Origin of the sequence: Streptomyces sp. NPDC093600, from assembly GCF_044764755.1 — a bacterium.
Classification (GTDB): domain Bacteria; phylum Actinomycetota; class Actinomycetes; order Streptomycetales; family Streptomycetaceae; genus Streptomyces.
Map to the genome: position 1 here is coordinate 116,648 of NZ_JBIWIU010000015.1, position 20,039 is coordinate 136,686.

Genomic DNA, 20,039 nt, shown 5'->3' on the forward strand with positions numbered 1-20,039 from the left:
GCTATCCGCAAGGGCAACGCACGCGCCAATGCGACCGGGAACGTACTCCTGGGCGAGGCACTCCTGCACCGATCCCGCGTCCCTCTCGGCGAGGCTCCGATACACCACGTCACGAGGGCCGAGCGCGCCGCCCTGGACAATGCCGAAGCCGAGGCCGCCGAGCTGGGCGTGGTGAACGGCTGCTCCCCATGGAGCTGCCGCGGCGACGTCGAGCAGGACGACTTCGGTCTCGCGTCGTGATCCCGTCGAAGGGGCTCGTGCTCGATCTGTTCGCCGGGCCCGGCGGCTGGAGCGTCCCTCTGCACCGTTTCGGGGTCCGGGACGTCGGGCTGGAATGGGACGAGTGGACGTGCCGGACGCGGGCGGCGGCCGGTCTGGTCACGGTCCGCACCGATGTGGCGATGTACCCGGTGGGCGTCTTCGTCGGAAGGGTCCAAGGGTTCATCGCCTCGCCTCCGTGTCAGGCATGGAGCAGGGCGGGCAAGCGGCTCGGCCTGCTCGACCAGGACCTCGTCCACCAGGCGGTCGCGGACCTCGCCGCCGGCCTCGACACCCGCGCCAAGCTCATGGCCGTCTGCCGGGACGAACGCTCCCTGCTCGCGGCGGAGCCGATGCGCTACCTCCACGCCCTGAACGCCGTGGGCGAGCCGGAGTGGGTGGCGATGGAGGAGGTGCCCGACGTGCTGCCGCTGTGGAGGCAGTACGCGCAGATCCTGAGGTCCTGGGGCTTCTCCGTGTGGTGGGGCATCCTCAACTCGGCTGACTATGGGGTGCCGCAGACCCGGCGGCGGGCGATCCTACTCGCCTCCCGTGTCCGTACCGCTGAACCTCCGGCGCCGACCCATGCCCAGGTCGCCGAGCCCGAAAGTCTCTTCGGGCCGGGCCGTGCTCGCTGGGTGTCGATGGCCGAGGCTCTGGGCTGGGGAGCGACCGACCGCCCCGTCCCGACCGTCTGCGCCGGCGGCGGGCCCGGCGGCGGCCCCGAGCCGTTCCCATCGGGCTCCCGCAAGACCCTCGCCGACGCTCGGGAGCGCGGCACCTGGATGCCGCGACCAGACGGAGTGGCCCTGCAGCCCCGCCGCGAGGGCGCGGGGTGGGCCGCACGGCACGGCACCCGTGAGAACCGTGCTGCCACCGCCCCGGCGCCGACGTTCACCTCCGAGGCGCCCCGCTGGTCCTGGTCTCTGCGCAGCAACAACCAGGCCAACGCCACCTTGCGGGCGCTCTCCGAGCCGGCCGGGACGCTGTTCTTCGGACACCGCGCGAACGAGTGCACCTGGGTCGCCGAACCAGTCTCCGCGTCGGCGCAAGACGGGGAGGCACCCACGGTGCCGGAGCCGATCCGCATCACCGCTCGCGAGGCCGGCATCCTGCAGACCTTCCCCGCCGACTACCCGTGGGCCGGGAACAAGGGCCAAGTCTTCGGACAGATCGGCAACGCGGTTCCGCCCTTGCTCGCCGGCCACCTCCTCGCCCCGCACTTCGGTGTCACCCTCGACCCCAACGACTTCGCCCTGACCGCTTGATGTCCCACAGTCCCGACCCCGACGAGGACGGCCTCGACACGACCCCGGCGCCACAGCCGGTTTTCCACGTCGAGCAAGCCCTCCTCGGTGCACTCCTCCTCGACCCGCGACGTCTCGGCGACGTGACCGGGATCTCCGCCGACTCGTTCTCCACCGCCACGCACGCCGCCCTGTTCGCCGCGATCAACGCCCTGCCGCCGCCCGACCCCGTCGAGCACACGAAGAACGCCACGTGGCTCACCAAGGTGCTCGCTGCGAGCCGGGAGCAGGCGCGCGGCCTGACCGCCTCCTACCTGCACACCCTCATCCAGGTCTGTCCCTGGCCCCGGCACGCGCCGGCCTACGCACGGATGGTCGAGGCCGAACACGCCCGCCGCCGGCTACGGGCCGCCGCCGAGCACCTCCTCCAGACCGTCCACGACACCTCCCTCCCGCACCCCATCCAGACGGTGCTCGCCGAGGCCGACGCGCTCGCCGCGATCGTGGACGACATCGCGAGCCGCTTCCCGCCACGCGCCGGCGTCCTGCCCCGCACCCCGGCGTCCCCACCTGCCAGCGCGCCCGACTACGTAGAAGCAGCGGAGGAGGAGCAGCTGCTGCTCGCGACCGCCACCGCCCGCCCGGCCGACGTCGAGTCCGTGCGGTGGCTGCTACCCGAGGACTTCACCCAGCCGCTGCATGCCGGCCTGTGGCAGTGCCTCACCACCCTCGTGCGCCGCCAGGAGCCCGTCGACCCCGTCACCATTCTGTGGGAAGCCCAACAGCGCGGCCTCCTGCACAACACGAGCGAACCGAGCGACGTGCTCCGCCTTCTCTCCGAACCCGCGGGCTCCGTCGAGCACTGGAGCCAACGCGCCCTCATGCGCTCGCTCCTGGCCACCGCAGACCACGCCGGCCGCCGCATCGAGGCATACGCCGACGACCCGACGAACACACCGTTCCAGCTCGTCACCGGTGCCCGCCGGTCCCTCGCCGACATCGGCGCCATCTGCACCCGCTGGCAACACGCCACCGGGCACCCGCTCTCCCATCGACCGCAAATCACGCCCACCACACGCGCTGGTCCCCCAATCCGCCGCACCCCCGCTGCCTCACAGCCGCCTGTGCGCCCAGCCGCCGTACGGGCCGCCTTCGGCCGAACCCCTTAGCCCCCCGAAGGCCCCCCAGATGCACGCCCTCGCCCATGTCTGCTTCGCCCTCCACCCGGACCACCATCCCGCCGTCATCGCCACCACGTCCGGGCCGACGAGCGACGCCGCCCGCTCTCACCTGCACGACCACGGCTTCCGCAGCACCGGCCCGACCACGATGGTTCTGGCCCGCATCGACCGCGAAGAGCCCTACTACACCGTCAAAGTCGCCGAAGAGCTCCAGATGCAGGGCTTCACCACCGAGATCGACCCCCGTCCTCTAAGAGGAGATCGACACTGAGTGGACCTGGGCCAACTACCCCATGCCCTGGTGCACCCGCGAGGAGATCCGCGCGGTCAGCGCCGCCGCCCAGCGCATCCACGACGACATCGCCGAGGGCCGCCTGGTCATCCACGCCCACGCCCACGACGGCCACACCACCGTCGCCGTCGGCACCTACACCAGCGGCGTGCACCGCCACGTCCACCTCCACGGCGAGGACCACCTGCGCCAGATCACCCACTACCGCAGCACCGAAGCCGAAGCGCTCGCCGAGTTCCACCAGCTCTACTCCGTCGCCGTCCGCCCCGGACCCGCCCCGCTCACCGACCTCGAACGCACCGTACGCCACGTCCTCGGAGCCAACCCCCAGCAGCCGGAGCGCCAGACGACCTCCGCCGCCCCGGCGGAGCCGCCCGCGGCCGGGCCCGGCGAGCACGAGGCGTTCCTAGACGCGTTCCTTGAGGCCACCTCCTCGTGGGAGAAGTACCGGACCTGGGGCGACGAGACCACCGTCGCCTCGCACGAGTCCCTGACCGTCCGGGCGGTGCTCGACCACGAGGCCCGCCACCGCACCGACGTCGCCTGGACGATCGCCGAGTACGACGGACCCGTCGGCGAACGCCTCTGGCACACCACCCTCACCGCAGGCACCCCTGTCCCCCTCATCCACACGCTCCTGCAGCACCTCGACACCCCGCCGCCCACGAGCACCTCGGATCCGTACGAGGCGCTCCAGGACGCCGGCTGGTACCCGGCGAGCAACCCCGCCCGCACCACCTGGCAGGCCCCCGACCGCACCCTCACCTTCGACCACGTCCCCCACGCCCAGGCCGACCGATGGACCCTGTACGGGGGCGACGACCTCAACCGGCCGGCCTGGTCCATCCGCCTCTCCGCCACCGTTCCGCACGACCTCCTCGCCCAGCTCACCGCCGAGGCTGTCGACCTCGCCACGGCCCGTCCCCGGGCTTCCGCCCCCGCAGCACCGCGGCCGGCATCCGCCCCGGCGCTCCCCCCACCCCCACCCGTTCAGCGGTCCCGGCATCGCTGAGCAGACCGGTCGCCCTCGCCTTCCAGCGCGACGGTGCCGGTCTCGAACAACAGCGGGCCCGCACTTACCAAGTTCGTGCGGGCCCGCTTACTGAAGAGATCAGACCTTCCATGCCGGTCAGATTTGCAGGATCAGCGTCTCCACCTGGTCGAGCGACGTCACACTGGCCCGGGCCGCGTCCCGCGCCTTCGACAGCTTCTCCATCCACTCGATCCGCTGCTCGGGCGGCAGAGAATCCTCTCCGAGCTGGGCTCGCAGACGGCGCGCCTCCTCAAAGTCCGTCATCAGCGTGTGGGCGGAGTCCACGGCCCGCTGGTAACTCCCCTCGACGAGCTCGACGCGGGCAGGCAGCTGCTGTCGCAGCGCGGCCAGCTGGTCGCGGGGGTCGACCGGCACCTCCTCGCGCGAGGTGCCGCCGTCGCCGGCACCCGCAGCGTTCTCGGTGCCCGTGGAGGTGCCGGCGTCCCCTCCGGCCGGGGCCGGGCGGCCGAGCTCCATGGGGAACATCTCGTCGAACCACGCCTTGTCAGCGATATAGTCGGTGGGCTGGCCCTCGATGTCCGGGACGATCACCATGCCCGCAGTGATCGGCGTCCGGTCCTCCTCATTCCAGTGCTGCTCGCCGTAGCAGACCATGGGCGTGCCATCCTGCGCCTCGGGCGGCTGCGTCGCGTCCGGGTGCTCCAGCACGGCCTTCGCGAACGCCAGGAGAAGGGCCCGGCTGATGCCCGGGACGTTGTTCTGCGTGTACGCCAGGGTGAGGGCGGCGAGGGCACTACTGGGGCTGCGGCGCACGCCCTTGCGCCGGTCGCCCGCCTCACTGCCCTGGCCGGGCGTGATGAACGGCTGCGGGGCGTGGATCAGCACCGGCGCCATCCGCTTGACCAGGACAGCCCAGGCACCGGCGTCACCGGCCTCCGCCCCGAGGAAGAGCTCCCTGAGCGGCCTGGGGTCCTGTCCGGCGCCCTCCGTGGCCTCCGACGTACCGAAGAAGCCCAGCGCGGAGAGGATGTTGCCCCGGTGCAGGAACAGCTGCGCGACGGCGGCGGACCACAGCCGCGTGCGCGCCTCGGCCGTCTTCGCCCGGATCTGGCTCCACGCCGGCTCCTGCAGCGCGCCCCGCACGATCGGCCAGAACCGCCCCGTGTCACGGACGGTCCGCCTGCTCGACTTCGGCGTGGTCTCGGGCGGGATCCCGGGAAACACGAGCGCGGTGATGGCGCGCACCGCGATGTCGCGCAGCACGACAAGGGAGACCTCCTCGCCCGCGGGGACGAGCGGTTCGAGCGGATCGAGCGGCCCGTTGGCGGTCAGCGCGTCGCGCACCCCTGCCAGGTCGAGAAGGTCCGCACCGCGGGCGTTGGGGAATGCCTCGGCGAGGGCCGCGGCCAGGACCGACTCCCTGGCATAGGAGTCGACGAGCGTCGCGAACAGAGCGATCAGACGCGCGTCCTCATCGTAGGGCTGGATGCCGCGCAGGTGGTCGTTGACGTTCAGCGTCCGCAGGACGTGTTCCAGCGCCTCCGGCCTGCTGCAGCCGATCACGATCTCCGCGGACACCGTGGCGATCTTCCCCGCCCGCAGCGACGGGTCGGTCGGCAACGTTTCCGACTTGGCGCCGTCCTCGTTGAGCCGGTGGGAGACCCGGTTCAGGATTTCCCGCAGACTCAGCAGTAGCAGCCCGGTGTCGGCCTTCTCCTTCGGCAGGGACACCAGGGACTGGGGCATTCCCGTCACCAAGTGCTCCGGACGCACGCGGAAGACGTCCAGACGGGCCAGCGCCCGGTTGTTGCCAGTCACAGCGGCCAGCCGCCACGGCTTCGACACCGTGCCGTCGGAGTTGGTGATCTGCCACTGCTGCAGGACGTTCATGCCCTTGGAGAGCTGGCCCGCGTCCACCAGGGACTCCACCAGGTCGTACCCGCGGGTCCTTCCGGCACGCTCCAGGCTCGCGGCGGCGTAGCGCTGCAGGTGGACGGCCACCGCGTACGGCTGCTCCGCCAGGACGAGCGCCGCCTTCGGCTCCCCCTCCTCCTCCGCGGAGCGGACCACCGGACGCGGGCGCCGGTTACCCAGAGCAGCGAGGAGGACCTGACGCCTGTCCTCAAGGTCGTTCACGAGGCGAAGGGCCTCCTGGTGCTTCTGCGTGGCCGCCGCCAGCGCCTGCGCGGTGTACGACTCGTCTCCCGGCGCGCGACGGCAAGCCTCCACCTCCTTCTCGGCGGACTTCGCGGCCTTCTGGGCCTCCTCCAGCGCCACCTCGGCGGCGACGAGGTCCTCGACGCGCTGGTTGGCCTCCGGGACGGGCGGCGACCAGGCGGGGACGGTGCGGTCGTTGAGGTGCCACGGGGCAACCGCGGCGCCGTGGACGTCGCACATCAGCAGCAGCACCTGGTCGGTGCCGGCCTGCACGAGCCGGTGGGCAGTCGGCTTGAGAACCTTCCTGCCGCGCTGGGTGGAGATCAGGTTCTTGATCTCGGTGTCCGGGAGAGTGGTGGCGAGACCCTCGGTGATCGCCTGTCGGGGAGGCGGTACTACCTCCAGGTCCGCGCAGGTGTTCTCGACGGCGTCCGCGAGGCGCTCACCCCAGATGGGGGTGCCGATGTAGGGGTAGTCGCCGTCAGGCCGTTTCGTGGCCATGGTGTCGTCCTTCCACCCGGCCGTGCCGGGCGAGCACAAAGCCCCCGTGTCTCGGGAGCGTGACACGCGCCCGAGCGCCGAAGCCTCGTGCCGGCAAGGTGTGAACCGGCACGCGTGAACTGAGGTGCGCGGAACTCCCTGCCCCGTACGGTCCACCTGCCAACGTCCGAAGGACGATCAACCCGACAGCGCCATGGGGGCGCTTGGGAATCTCGCAGCTTGCTCCTGCTCCGCCGGAAGCGGCATGAGGCGGACATCGGTGATGGGCCACCGACGTGCACCATGAAATCTGCCACCGGCATCGGCGGCCCGGCGAACCGAAACGGCAGGGTTCACCAGATCGGGTGGGCCTACCCGCATGAAGCCCCAGCGCAGACCGAGTTGAGGTATCGGCAGGGTACCGAGGGGCAGGGCCGTCAGGGGCGCACGTCTCCTGCCGGGCTGCCGTCTCCCCGCCGACCACGCAGTACGTGTGCGGGGCCACTCCGGTGTCCGGAGTGGCGCAGGGACAATGACGTCGTGACCTTGACCGGAGAGAAGTACACCCAGCTCAACCAGAACGAGCCGACCTCGGACAGCGTCGGCGGAGGGCGCTGGATCGCCTGCGACGAGTCCGGGTGGGATGGTGAGCAGCTCGTCGGTCGGCAGCGCCGTTTCCTTGTCTTCGCGTCCGTCGCCATCGACGACGCCGAGGCGGCCCCAGTGATCAGCGCCCTCCGGGAGCAGGCGCGGATCCAGCAGGCCCGGGAGCTGAAGTTCCACCTGTTCAAGGGCCGTGAGGAGCGGTGGTCCCTGCTGAAGGATCTGTGGGGTCCGGCCGGTGCACTGCACGAACGCTGCTCGGTGTACGTGGTCGACAAGGAGTACGCCGTGGCAGCGAAGGCGATCGATCTGCTGCTGGAGGAGAAGGCGCACGCCGAAGGGCGGAACCTGTACGCCGGAGGCAAGGCGCGCGCCATGGCTCGGACACTGGCGCTCCAGGGACCGCGTGCCCTTCCGGACGCGCTGTTCGATGCGCTGATGTCCGCGTTCGTGGCCCTGGCTTCCCAGCGCGCCCTGGGACGGGAGGAAGCCGCGTTGGAGGCGTTCTTCGCAGCGGTCGACCAGGCATGGGGCGCCTCGCGGCGGCGGCCGGTAACTGAGGTGCTGGCCCAGGTACGCTCCACCCGGCCGTACGCGGCGGCCCTCCACCAGGAGGACTCCCCGTTCCCGTCGCTGGAGATGCTTATCCCGGCGGTGACCCAGACAGCCCGCCGATGGGGACACAGCCTCGGGCTTGTCAGTGTCCTCACCGATGAACAGCGCGTATTTGCCGACGATGCCCTGCGCACCGTGCTGGAGTACGCCACCAGTCCGATAGGCATGACTCTCCTGACTCGCGAGAGGGGTGCCCCTGTGAAGACCGTGCTCCGCGGCTCTTCCGCCGACCACCCGTCCATACAGCTGGCCGACCTGCTGGCGGGGGCCTCAGCGGCCGTGACCGAACGCCACGTAGGCAACCCCTCCCCGGCCGCCGAGGGCCTGTGGCCGGTCATCGTGCCCTTGGTCGAGCAGAGCTCGTTGATGCCCTACGACGACCCGGCTGCCCAACTCGTCGGGCTCGAAGCCCGCCGCGCGCGGCGGGCCGGGTAGCACCAGCAGGGCAACTCCGGGCGGGAAGGTGGCCGCCTTCGGTGTGCTCGTGGAAGGAGCCGGTGTCGGCGCCGGACGGGGGTCCGAGGACCTTGCGGCCCAGGGGGTTGCTGTAGAAGAGGGACGAGCCCTGCGGGACGTCGGAGGCTCCTGCCCAGCCGGTGTTCTCGGCGTGCGCCTGTTCCCAGCAGAAGTCCACGGCCGCAGGGCCGGTGCGAGTGAACCAGTAGAGGCCGGCGGCAGTCAGCAGGTTCTAAGCGGCGCAACGTAGCGCGGGATCGCCGGTTAGCCAAACCGGCGATCCCGCGCACCATTGATAGTCCACCGCCACGCCCTGCCCGCCCATCGAAAGGCATCTCTCGACGATCACAGAGCAACCGCGAATCGAACACGTCCCGGAGGCCAGCTTGCGATCACGCAGCCGCGTAGCTCGCGCGGAACAGATCCTGCGCCCGCTCCACGTCCCTCGGCGTACGCAGTTGCACCTCCAGGTCACCCGTCCCGTGGTGACCGAGACCGGAGACATCCCGGGTGAAGCCCGGCACAAGATCGACATCCTTCGGGTCGACCTTCAGGTAGACCAGGAGCTTGCTCCGCTGCGGCGGACACACGCAGGCGAAGTTTCGCAGCCGCTGATACGCCCGGTACATCTTGCGCTCGACGCGGTTCACGCCGTCGCCCAGACCGAGCAGTGCCTCGTCGACAGCGCTCGCCAACTCCGCCATCGACGCGCTCTGGACGCCGACTGCCGCCCGAGCGACCGCCTGCCTGCGAGCCTGGCGGGCCACCCGCGTGCCGCCGCTGACGGACGCCACGGTCTCAAGCCCGAGCAGATCGCTGCCGAAGAGTCGGTAGCGGACCAGATCGATTGAGCGTCGGTGCTCGCGCACGGCGTGCACGTCGTAGCGGGTGAAGTCGCCGGCGATGCAGATCAAACGCGGACCGCTCCACAGCACCTGGGACGCGGCCATCACCCCGAGCCGGTCGCGGACCAGGTGCTCGAACTCGGCTCGGTGGTCCACCAACCAGCTGAGATAGAACAATCCCTGGTTGATGACGCCGGCATCGACCCCGCGCTTGTACTCGACGATGACCGGCGATCCGTTCTCGTCCAGCCCGAGCGAGTCGATCCGGCCCCCGTGGACCGGCCCGGTGCTGTACTCGCTCGCCAGAAAACGGACCCCCAGCAGCGTCTCCATGTGCGCCTCGACGAGACTCTGCACATCTGCCTCGACCTCAGCCAGGCGCGACGTGACCTCGGTCACGTCGCCTTTCGTGTTGAACAGCCTCAGCCCCGACACCGTCCTCTCTCCGATTATGGGGCTGCAACGCCGGACGGTGATCGAATTGTTTCCGTATGGGTCTTCGGAGCCGTGAAGATTCTGTAAGACCCTACGTATGGCCCGGCGGGGCGCTCGCGTCCCGCGGGTCCCCAGGGATCTGCTGACCCCATATACGTCCCACAGGCCGCTGAGACGAGTGCCTAAAGCACTGTATTTTCGCAGGTCAGCCTCGTAGCTCAGTGGATAGAGCAGGCTCCTCTAAGCGCCTACTCCAGCATCTCTACGCTCCTGCCGCCGCGCAGTACCAGGATCGCGGTACTGCGCTCCGCGTCCAATCTGCACGGCGACCACAGGGCAGGATCCAGCCCTCATCCCACGTCGGGCGCAAAGCTGCGCGACAGGCCATGTGAGCTCCCGCGCGGCCCGATCGGACTCAGTCGTCCGACGGCGCGAGCGTCCCGTCGACCAGAGCTCTCGCAAGGGCTTGGGCCAGCTCGTGTCCGGCCTCGGCGGTACGGGTCAGCTCCGCCTCCCATCGGGCGAGGCGGCGCAGCGCCTCGCTGCGGCGGCGTTGTGCGTCGATCGGCAGGAGGGGCAGGTGCAGACGTCTCACGTCGATGCGCAAGGCACCGCTCGCGGTGGCAGATGCGCGGGCGGCCTTCGTCGCGTTCTCAGGGCGGGTAAGGGCACTCGCCACGAACCACGGGTCGAGGAGGCTCGGATCGACACGTACGACGTGCACGCCGGGCCCGAGTCGGGCCCCGATCTGCTCGTCCGTCGCGACTCGGGCCACCAGGTTTTTGGCGATCGCCGGGACGAGGATGTCGTGAGCCTGCACCCGGGCCGTCGGTTCGTCGCTCAGACCGACGGGCACGAACCCGCTGGCGGGCCGACCCGTGATGACGTCCTGGCTGGTAAGGGCTGGCTCCTGCTGCTCGGGGACATCGAGGTGCGTGGCACGGGCCGAATAGCGGTGCAGGCTGAGCGCTCCGGTTCGGGAGAGGTCGCCCAAAGTCGCAGCGGATACGTCGGAAGAGGCGGGCTGTGAGGCGCGAGTCGGCCGTGGCACGGCGTCCTTAAGGGCATCGAGCCTGGCCTCGATGGCGTCAGGCAGCCTCAACAGGGCCTCGAGCGTGTACCCTGCGCTGTCCTGGCGTGGCACATAACGTCGCGGGGTGAGGTCGATCTCTTCGTCGAGCAGTTCGGATAGCGACACGTGTCTGGCAACGGAGGAGTCGGAAACCGAAATCCCACGGCCAGTAAGGTGACTTAGCCACAGCGCGGCGACTTGGCGGCGAAGCGCCTCGAAACGGTCCCTCGAAGTTGTGCGCTGGTCCAGGGGCGCGGCCTCACCGTTCACGAACAGCACGCCCGCTTCCGGGGCACTGGCCGCCTCGGGGCGTTGGAGGACCCATAGGTGGACGCCGTTACTGCTCCCGACGGTCGCCGTCGGAGGCAGGGCGACGACTGCTCGGAGTATGCCTCGCCGAACCAGCTCGCTGCGGATACGGCGTCCCGCAGGACGCCCTGCTACTGCCGGTGGCATTAGCAGAGCGGCCCGGCCACCGGGCTTCAGGTGGGCCAACGCATATTGCACCCAGGCCAGTTCAGGCTCGGTGCGCGGGGGTGGACCTCCGTACCCCCACCGAGGATCGAAGGCGAGTCGGTCGTGGCCCCAGTCCTGGAGACCGTGCGGGGGGCTCCCGACGACAGCATCGATGCCTTCTTCGGCGAAGGCATCCTCCAGGAGCGGATCGCCGACGCGCAGGCTCAGATCGTCGCCATCCGGGTCGACCCCCACCTGTTGCCGAAGGAGCATCAGACGCAGGAGTGCAATGCGAACGTACTCGGGGCGGGAGTCCTGTCCCAGGATCCGCGGCAGCACGCTGGAGGCAGTCGGCTCCTCAAGGACAGGGCGCAGGAACGTACCAGTGCCGCAGGCGACATCGAGGACCGAGGCCGCAGGGCCAGCGAGGTCCAGCATCAGGCCGGCCACGGCAGCGGGGGTGGCGGTCAGCCCCGCCGTGCCCCTGGCCGACGCATACTGCGAGTGGAGGTGCTCCAGGATGCCGACACGGCTCTCCTGGCGGGCCATTGGGAGGACAGCGTCGAGGAGTTCACAGTGGGCAGGCGACCACGTCTCCGGAAGTCCCGACAGGAGAATCTCGGCGTGCTGGGGCGAAGCGAGCGACCGTGCGCGGTCGCCGAGTTGACGCGGAGTGGGTACTTCCGCGGGCGCTGTCAGGAGCGTCAGCCCAACCAGAGCGATGGCTTCCGCGGGCCGCCCTGCTGCGCCGAACGTCTCGATGTACCGACCCAGACGGTCGAGAGGCGCGAGGGCGCGGAGCTTGCCCTGCCGGTCGAGCCATTGCTCGACCTCATGCAGATCAAATGCGGGGCTGGCGGATGTGCCGGCGACCGGCTGGGGGAAATCCTGGTGGCGCCGCCGCCAGTTACTCACCGCTGCTCGGCCGACACCCGCGATCCTGGCGATGCCGGTGGCCGTCACCGTGCTCGGTTCTTCTGCCACGCCTCTCTCCCTGAGTCCTGCTTAGCCCCTGCGGGGAAGATGTGAAGCGTACCCTCGTTCTACCGTGCGTGTATGTCATACACAGCCCAGTAAAGTCACCTGTCGAGTTCGTGTGACGCTGGTCAGCCCCACGTGCCGTCTTCTTCACATCCCTCGATACCTTCGTCGATCTCGCGGACCTCAAGGCTTCCCTCCCCGAACGCGCGCACGGCATCGGGACGTACATCGCCGTACGCGAAGTGGGCTTCCTTCAACAGGCCCTCTTCGTGCAGCAGCCCGGCACGGTCGATACACAGCCGCACAACACCCGGTTCGATACGGCCAAAGCGACCTACCGCGTTCTTGAGGCACTGCTCAATCAGTTGGATGGCCCCGCGTAGATCGCCATCCGCCGCAAGCTCGCTCGCTTCGGTGCGAACCCGTGTCAGGTCGTCGCGTCTCAGGTCGGCTTGCCGTGCATGACGGCGCGCCAGAGCATCGAGCCCGGATCCGCGCCGGCGTTGCACGTCTGGCGGTGACTTCTGCGGCCGGGGCGGCGGTGGGCACGGTTGGACCCACGGCAACGTCGGATCGAAGTCGCCAAGCTCGGGGCAGCCGGGTGATTCGAGGACTGCCAGGTGCGACCGAAGGGCCTCGTACAGCTCCCGAGCGTCCCGAGGTCTTAGATCCGGATCCTTGTGCAACAGCTGGTCGATGACTTCGGCCAGCCATGGTGGCGCCTGCGGGCGCACATCCGCAGTCCTGCGCGGCGCCTGGTCGATGTGACAGCGAGCCATCGCGTGAGCGGTCGGCGCATCGAAGGGGAGTTCCCCGGTGACGAGTTCAAATCCGACACAGCCGGTGGAGTAAAGGTCGCTGCGCGGCTCGGTGAGTCCGTCGGCCGCCTGCTCAGGGGCCATGTAGGCCGCAGTGCCCGGGACATGGCCAGTAGCTGTCAGGCGCGTCGCGTGGGGATCGGAGAGCGCAACAATGCCGAGATCCACCACCTTGACGACACCACCCGGCGCGATCATGACGTTGGCCGGCTTGAGGTCACGGTGGACGAGGTCGGCGTCATGCAACCAAGCGAGCGCCGTGGCGAGCTGGGCCAGGATCGCGGTGACCGCAGGGAACGGCAGCGGGTGATGCCGGGTGGCCAGTTCCGCCAAGGTGGGCCCCTCAATGAACTCCATGACGAGATAGGGCTCCCCATCATGTCGGCCGAACGCATACACCTGCGGGAAGTGCCCGGATCGGCCGAGCCTGGCCGTCGTCCTGGCCTCGCGCTCGAAGCGGTCCGAGTAGCGCCCCTCCTCCCGTTCGGCGGTGTGTGGGTGGAGGCGCTTGACCGCCACCTGCCGACCGAGGTTCAGGTCATGCGCCAGGCTCACCTCGCCCATCGCACCCCCACCGAGCCGCCGCACCAGGTGGTACTGCCCATCGATGATGCCGTTCTGTGAACCCACCTGAGGTCCGTTCTCTGCAATGAATTTGTCGGATCGTCCGTGCGTGAATCGTAGCAGCGTGTAACATCCGGTGAATGTTGTTCACAGCGATGTGGGTGAGGGAGGGCGAGTGACCGACTGGCCGCTACCCGAAGGAATCACCGGCGACCCCGGCCTGATCAGAGTGTTCACTGGGGGTGCGAAGGAGGGAGAGGAGGACTGCCCCACACTGCGGGCCGTCAAAGCCCGGCCCCGTCTTCGATCCGTGCACCGCACTCCCTACAAGCCGGCGGACTTCGAACCTTTCGCCCTAGCCGCCGTAATGCGCAAGCTCGACGTCCTGGAGTTCGGTCGGGTTCGAGACGACCCGGCCAGGGTGCGCCCCGCACACCCAGGGCTGGAGCGCTACGCCGAGCATGCCCTAGCCCAGTACCTGGCTGCGGCGAAATCTCTCGACTCGGAAGAGGAGCTGCTGCCCGACCCCAAGTACTGGGTCAGACAGTCGAAGACGACGACCGACCCCCACGGCAATCGCACGGTGTACGAACTGAGGGTCTGGGGACGCTGTTACGCCAACCGCGAGAGGACGGTGTGCGAACTGCGTCTGCTCCGGTTCGGGTCCGTACGGCCAGGGCGACACGGGCGTAGCGAGCGGGAACCAGCGGAGGTCGGCATGGCGGCGTACATCGCCGCTCACGGCGGTCGCGCAGCAGAGCCCACTCGATGGGGTGACGAGCACAACGTGCAGGGCGCCGTCACCCCAGAGCGGGTCCGGGTCGTGGAGATCGGGTGCCTGGACGGCTCGGTCCGGTCGTTGTTCGACGGGACACCCGATGAAGCGAGAGCCGCGTACCAGCGGCTCGCCGCACCCCGCCTGCGGGCCACCGTCGACGCCGTGCATCGGCGCCCGGGAGCCGGATGCGCAACGTGCCGGCTGACCGCTACCTGCCCCAGCCTGCAACGCACGCCCGGCATCCTCGGCATCACGGACTCCTCCCGACCTCGCCGTACCCTGTCCGTTACCGATCTGCGCCGGTACGCGAACTGCCCGGCTCAGGAACACCTGCGGCGCATCCATCTGCCGTACGACAAGGACATCGAGCACGACCGTCACGTGGCGCGCGGGCACGCTGTACACGCCTGGCTCCAACATCTGCACGCGCGAACACCCCAGCGTCCCTGCACCGTGGCTGACGCCCCCGCCAACCGGACGGACTGGCGTGTCGGCGATTGGCACCTGACCGGCGACGACGCCGAACTCGGCGCCCGCCTGATCGCCCGCCACGCGGCCGTGTGCCCGCTGCGCCACGCCGATCCGGGAACAACGGCGATCGCGGAGCAGCTCCTCACCTTCCACGACCCGCAAGCCGACGTTGTGCTCGTCGCCAAGCCGGATCTGCTGTACCACAGCGGTGGTTCGGTGGTGTGGCGGGAGACCAAGAGCACCAAGTACCGCACACCTCGTGGCGGCAAGGACATCCTGGAACAGTACCCACAGGCAGCGCTGGCCCTGGTGCTACTGGCCGAGGGAGTACTCGGCGGCGACGCGCGCCGCTCCCGCGTCGAGGTGGAGGTCCTACGGCCCTCAGGCCCCGACCTGGAGCTCGTCTCCCCCCGCCAGGCCGACCGGGTCGCCACCGCACGCCAAGTGATCCACGATCTCGCCGCCCCGTGGCACCGGGACCGTACGTCTGCCCCGAACCCTGGAAGGCGATGTGCTCGATGCGAAGTGGCCCGTTGGTGCCCCGCGACCGCCGCCCGCCCCGCCTCGTCCCCCTCCAGCGAACTCCAGTGAAACGGACCGCCGTGCCCGCCACCGACTCCGCTCTCGTCCCACACCACGGACTGACCCTGCTCCGCACTGTTGCAACTGCAGTCCTCGACCTGGATGCCCTGTCCGATCTCGGCACCTTCACCCTCCCGTATCCGCCCGAGGCGCAACGGGCCCTTGACCGCACTGCTCTGGCCTGCCTGCTCCGCGGCGCCGACCCACCTCTGAGCGTGAGCGACCTGCTCGTCTGGTGTCGGCAACGGCCGGTGACGGAATGGCCGCTGGACCTTCCCGATGGTCTGGCAGGCCCGGAGGACCGACTGATCGACGAGGACGCGTGCGTGCCCACGGACCTGTGCTACGAATGGGCCGTCGACCGGCCCGACTCTGCGACCGAACAGATCGATCGCGCCCTGATCGGCCTGGCGATGGACCGCTGCCGCCTCGCGAACGCCCCCACGAGCTATGTCGCCTTCCGGCGCCTGCTCGTCGAACATCCGGTGCTCACCCGGGACAAGGCCGGCGAGATCGCGCTCGAACCGGCCTTCGCCCCTCTGGACGGGCTCCTCGAGCAGATCTACCTCCCAGCCCCCATCGGATGGGCGCGTGGGGGCCGGTTCACCTCGTGCCGACGCTGCCGCACCCTGCTCGCGCCGATGCGGGACGGCGGCTGGTGGTGCGAGAACGCGCGCTGCCGGCACAAGGGAGACGCCCTCGTAGGCCCCGCGTACGACGAGGCCGAGGGTGGTGGAGTACTGCTGCTCACTAGGCCGCTGCGCCTGTTCGTCACCGCCCCCGGCGTCGCCGAACTCCGCCTTGAGCGGGCCCTTTCACGCCTCGGCCTCGTCCCTGAACTGTGGCCGAACTACGACGCATACGACCTGAGGATCACGTTGCCCGACGGACGGGTGTGGGCTGTGGACGTCAAGGACTGGGCCAACCCGGCGCTGCTCGGACGCAATGCCGTGCCCCTACCGACCTACCCGCCGTACGACGAGGCGTTCCTTGTCATCCCCGACCACAGGACAGCCCTGCGCCACGACTACGTGGCTGTCGTCCGCCGATTCCTGAGCACCGACGTACGGCGTCGCACGACCGTACTGAGCCAGCGGCAGTTCATGGCGAGGGCTCGGGCCGTGCTCGCCAACGCCCAGCAGGGACCCTTCAGCGACGACCGACCGGAGGACGACAATGCGTGACCGAGAACAGTGGCGCGGCGACCTCATCGCGGAGCTTCTTCCGTACTTCGCAGACGATCCCGAGCCGGAGCTCGCGGCATCCCGACTGTGCGAAGTCGAACTCGGCCTCTGCCTGGTGGAGCGGCTGCTGCCGGGACATCCTGCACAAGCGGGCTGGACCCTCTTCGGTGGATACCCCTTCGCCTCCGCACTCGGCCATGCCTGCACGCCTGAGCAGCAGCGCATACTGCGGATCGGCCGCCACCTGCTGTGGCCCCTGCGGCGACGCCGCGTTTGGGTCCAGTCTCTCGATGCCTACCTGGCGCTGCCGCCGGAGCTACGCGGTTATCACCTCGACAGCAGGGACGAGACGCCCCGACGCCGGGGTGTGTCGATCGCTCACGGCCGATGGGCCATCTACGGACGGGCGCTGGCCGCCGCGCCGCCGTATCGGACTCGGACGCTGCCGTTGGCCCAGCCCGGTGGCTGGCGCTTCCTTGAGGGCCGCACGTGGACCTCGGTGGTGCTGCCTGAGGAGCTGCCAGCCGAGGAAACTGCGCCCCATGCCCTCGGACAGGCGGCGACTTCAGAAGGTAAACCAGTGGAGGCGCCCTGGGATGAACTGGTCGCGGTCGCAGCGTGGATGGAGGATCAACTGCGCGGGCCCGACGACCCTGACGGCGGCGACTGGCGTCGCAGGCTCAAAAGGATCGAACTATTCGTTCGCGAACCCGAATCGGGCGACTTCGCGCCGGAGCGGAAGATGCTGCGGATCGACCGGATGTTGCATCTGCTCGGCATGGTCGGAGCCGGCAAGAGCACCCTGCGTGACATCCTCGCGGTCTGGGCGGCCACCCACGACAAGCGGGTCACCTTGGTCGTGGGCGATGTCGCCGAGGCCCTGCATCTGGTGTCCCTGTTCACCGCGCTCGGCCTTAGGGCCGCCCCCCTGCTGGGGGCAACCACACGGGAGCAGCACCTGCAGCGCACCCATCGTCGCCTCGCCGCACAGGCTGACGGGACCTCCCTGCTCACCCACGACGCCCTGAGCTTCGACTACCTCAGCACAGCATGCCCGCTCGACGCCCTGCGCGGAGTCGAGGCGGCGGAGCCACTCACCTACCCCGCGGCTCCCTGCACCCAGCTATTCCCGCCGAAGCGGCGCCCGCCCCGGCGCCCGCTGACCGCCCTGACCGTCGACGGGTCCGAAGGTGGCCAAGTCCCGAACCTGGGCAAGCGCCACGGCTGCCCCCTGTGGCACCGGTGTCCGCGCCATCACGGCGCCCGCGAGCTCGTCACGGCGGACATCTGGGTCGCCACTCCGGCCGCTCTGGTACACAGCGCGGTTCCAGCCCACCAGAACGAGGAGCGTATCCGTTTCCTCGAACTCGCCTGCAGGCGCAGCGATTTGATCATCATTGATGAGGCCGATCGCGTGCAAATGCAGCTGGACACCATGTTCGCGCCCGCCGCCGTGCTCACCGGACGCGCGCCTAACTCGTGGCTTGACGAGATCCATCAGCACAAGATCGACGAGCTGGCCCGAGGCGGACGCATCCAGCTGTCCGACTCCACCGTCATGCAATGGACCGCGGCCCTGCACACGGTCACGGTCGCCGCCGACCGCATCTATCACATGCTGTTGCGCCACAGAAACCTGCGCGAATGGGTCGAGTCCGACTACTTCAGCTCATGGACCCTTCAGTACAAGCTGATCGCGGAGTGGTTCGGCAGCCCGTCCGACTCCCATGCCGACGCGGCCGACACCCCCGACCGCCCCGCTCCCGAGTGGGACGAGGACATCGGGCGAATCGCCGACGAGGACGATGAGGCGCAAGCGCCCGAGACTCGAAAGCCGGAAGCACTGGGTCCCACTGGCGACCCGCGCCGCGACGGGGTCGTGGCCGTTCTCGACGCGTTCCGTGACGACCCGCTCGGCGATACGGAACACCACGACCCCCGGGTCGACGGACTGGTACGACTCACACGTCAACTCCTGCACACCATGCGCCCCCGCAACGCTCGCCGCCTCGTCGAGCGGGAGCTGCTCGCGCTGGTGGGCGACGCCGTATCCAAGGCGCAGAGCAGCGTCTCGGATCAGGTATTGCGCTTCGAGTTCACCCTGCTCCTATCGGCCCTCCACACCCGGCTCGACCTGCTGACGGAAATGTGGCCGAGGGTCGAGGCCGCTCTCAACTTCGAGGCGTCCAGCAACGTGCTGTCCCGCCGCCCGCCCGAGGACTACCGGCCGCTGGTCCCCGAATCGCCCATGGGCAACATCCTCGGGTTCCAATTCTTGTCCGAGGACGCCAGCCTGGGACAGTTGCGCAGCGGCGAACTGCGCTTCTTCCGCTGCGCGGGAAACGGCCGCGAACTGCTCCTGCAACTGCCAGAGCTAACCGTGGCCGATGGGCTTCCCGGGCCGAATGTGCTACTCATGTCGGGCACCAGCTGGGCCGGCCGGTCCACGCGCTACCACGTGCTCACCGACGTCGGGGCCCTGCTCAAGCCCCCGCCGGCGGAGCGCGCGGCCATCAACAAGACGGTGTTCACCACCCGCTTCCTGACCGGTCCTGACGGCAGACCCCTCAAGCTGTCCGGCGCCAAGCCCCACCTGCGTCCCCTCGTCTTGGAACAGATGCTGGACCGACTGGCCCGACGCTCCGTCGACGGCAAGCCCAGTGTGTTCGAGCAGGAACTCGCCGCCGTGAACGATGACCGGCGCGGCCGGCTCCTCGTCCTGACCGGCTCCTACGATGAGGCGCGCCGTGCCTCGGACATTCTCAACCGCATCCCACGATGGGCCGGAAAGGTATGCCGCCTGGTCCCCGACGACGCGGAACAGGAACACGAGCAGCGCTCCAACCCGAACCCGGGCCTCGGCGGCAGCGCGGTCGTCACCCTGCGCCGCGGTGACGTGGCGACCTTCGCCTCGACCGGCACGGAGATTCTCATTGCGCCTCTTCTCGCCGTCGAACGCGGCCACAACATCCTTGACCGGGGAGTCGCCGCGATCGGCTCGGTGTTCTTCCTCGCCCGCCCCCACCCTCGCCCCGACGACATCGGCCTGGCCGTGCAGGCTGTGAACGACTGGGCCGCGCGCATGCAACGGAACGGTAGTTTCGACGCGTTCGTCCGCGCGCAGCCGAGTCTGGACGACGCCGGTGCGGAGTTCCGAACCCGGGCCCGCGCACACTGGCGGCACCTCCTTAACCATCCTCTGGCCTGGAGCCGGCTGAGCGAGGACGAGAAGATCTCGTTCACCTGGGACCAGCTGGTCGTGATCTGGCAGGTCATCGGCCGACTCGTGCGCGGCGGTGTCCCCGCCCGCGTCGTGTTCGTGGACGCCCCATTCGCCACTCGCGCGGCCGCGGGCAACGCGACGCCGGACACCTGGCGGACAAGCCTTCTGCTCGCCATGCGGCACGTACTGGACCCCTACCTCACCCCGCCGGGCGACGCACCGACGCCCGATGATACGCCGGTCTCCTCCCTCGACCGGGCGCTCGTCAAAGCCCTGTACGAGCCCCTGCACACCGCGCTCACGGGGATCGTCCCGTCCAGCCCTAACCCAATCGACTGAGCCGCACG

The 20,039-nt window shown here is 69.5% G+C and carries 12 protein-coding genes; 8 read left to right on the top strand and 4 right to left on the bottom strand.

Annotated features, from left to right (window positions below):
• The first annotated feature begins 236 nt into the window (after positions 1 to 236).
• Genes ACIRB4_RS28600 through ACIRB4_RS28615 form a run of 4 tightly spaced genes read left to right on the top strand, consistent with a single transcriptional unit; the run spans position 237 to position 3,990 of the window.
• Positions 237 to 1,526, top strand: coding sequence for a DNA cytosine methyltransferase (locus ACIRB4_RS28600; RefSeq protein WP_403295126.1), 1,290 nt, complete (start codon positions 237 to 239; stop codon positions 1,524 to 1,526).
• Positions 1,526 to 2,674 carry a DnaB-like helicase N-terminal domain-containing protein gene (locus ACIRB4_RS28605; protein ID WP_403295128.1) on the top strand — a complete coding sequence of 383 codons (1,149 nt, stop codon included), beginning with the start codon at positions 1,526 to 1,528 and terminating at the stop codon, positions 2,672 to 2,674. Before ACIRB4_RS28600 ends, ACIRB4_RS28605 begins: the two co-directional genes overlap by 1 nt.
• Before the next feature lie 19 nt (positions 2,675 to 2,693).
• Positions 2,694 to 2,957, top strand: coding sequence for a hypothetical protein (locus ACIRB4_RS28610; RefSeq protein ID WP_403295129.1), 264 nt, complete (start codon positions 2,694 to 2,696; stop codon positions 2,955 to 2,957).
• Between the two features lie 22 nt (positions 2,958 to 2,979).
• Positions 2,980 to 3,990, top strand: coding sequence for a DUF317 domain-containing protein (locus ACIRB4_RS28615; RefSeq protein ID WP_403295131.1), 1,011 nt, complete (start codon positions 2,980 to 2,982; stop codon positions 3,988 to 3,990).
• Between the two features lie 117 nt (positions 3,991 to 4,107).
• Here ACIRB4_RS28615 and ACIRB4_RS28620 read toward each other — a convergent pair whose 3' ends face one another.
• Positions 4,108 to 6,630, bottom strand: a complete 2,523-nt coding sequence (locus tag ACIRB4_RS28620; protein WP_403295132.1) for a hypothetical protein — start codon at positions 6,628 to 6,630, stop codon at positions 4,108 to 4,110.
• 519 nt (positions 6,631 to 7,149) lie between these two features.
• Between ACIRB4_RS28620 and ACIRB4_RS28625 the strand changes: the two genes are divergently transcribed.
• Entirely contained in the window at positions 7,150 to 8,262 is a 1,113-nt protein-coding gene (locus ACIRB4_RS28625; RefSeq protein WP_403295133.1) for a hypothetical protein, read from the top strand.
• Positions 8,263 to 8,675: 413 nt separating this feature from the next.
• Here ACIRB4_RS28625 and ACIRB4_RS28630 read toward each other — a convergent pair whose 3' ends face one another.
• From ACIRB4_RS28630 to ACIRB4_RS28640, 3 genes are all read right to left on the bottom strand, one after another.
• Entirely contained in the window at positions 8,676 to 9,563 is an 888-nt protein-coding gene (locus ACIRB4_RS28630) for a DUF5655 domain-containing protein (RefSeq protein WP_403295134.1), read from the bottom strand.
• A gap of 415 nt (positions 9,564 to 9,978) precedes the next feature.
• Positions 9,979 to 12,075, bottom strand: a complete 2,097-nt coding sequence (locus ACIRB4_RS28635; RefSeq protein WP_403295136.1) for an N-6 DNA methylase — start codon at positions 12,073 to 12,075, stop codon at positions 9,979 to 9,981.
• 122 nt (positions 12,076 to 12,197) lie between these two features.
• Complete coding sequence (locus ACIRB4_RS28640; protein WP_403295137.1) at positions 12,198 to 13,520, bottom strand: serine/threonine-protein kinase; 1,323 nt, start codon at positions 13,518 to 13,520, stop codon at positions 12,198 to 12,200.
• Positions 13,521 to 13,821: 301 nt separating this feature from the next.
• Here ACIRB4_RS28640 and ACIRB4_RS28645 point away from each other — a divergent pair, with 301 nt between their 5' ends.
• Genes ACIRB4_RS28645 through ACIRB4_RS28655 form a run of 3 tightly spaced genes read left to right on the top strand, consistent with a single transcriptional unit; the run spans position 13,822 to position 20,031 of the window.
• Complete coding sequence (locus ACIRB4_RS28645) at positions 13,822 to 15,294, top strand: PD-(D/E)XK nuclease family protein (RefSeq protein WP_403295139.1); 1,473 nt, start codon at positions 13,822 to 13,824, stop codon at positions 15,292 to 15,294.
• On the top strand, positions 15,291 to 16,469 hold the full coding sequence (locus tag ACIRB4_RS28650; RefSeq protein ID WP_403295140.1) for a hypothetical protein: 1,179 nt from the start codon (positions 15,291 to 15,293) through the stop codon (positions 16,467 to 16,469). Before ACIRB4_RS28645 ends, ACIRB4_RS28650 begins: the two co-directional genes overlap by 4 nt.
• Entirely contained in the window at positions 16,462 to 20,031 is a 3,570-nt protein-coding gene (locus ACIRB4_RS28655) for a signal recognition particle (protein WP_403295142.1), read from the top strand. The genes ACIRB4_RS28650 and ACIRB4_RS28655 overlap by 8 nt, the downstream gene beginning before the upstream one ends.
• The last annotated feature ends 8 nt before the right edge of the window (positions 20,032 to 20,039 follow it).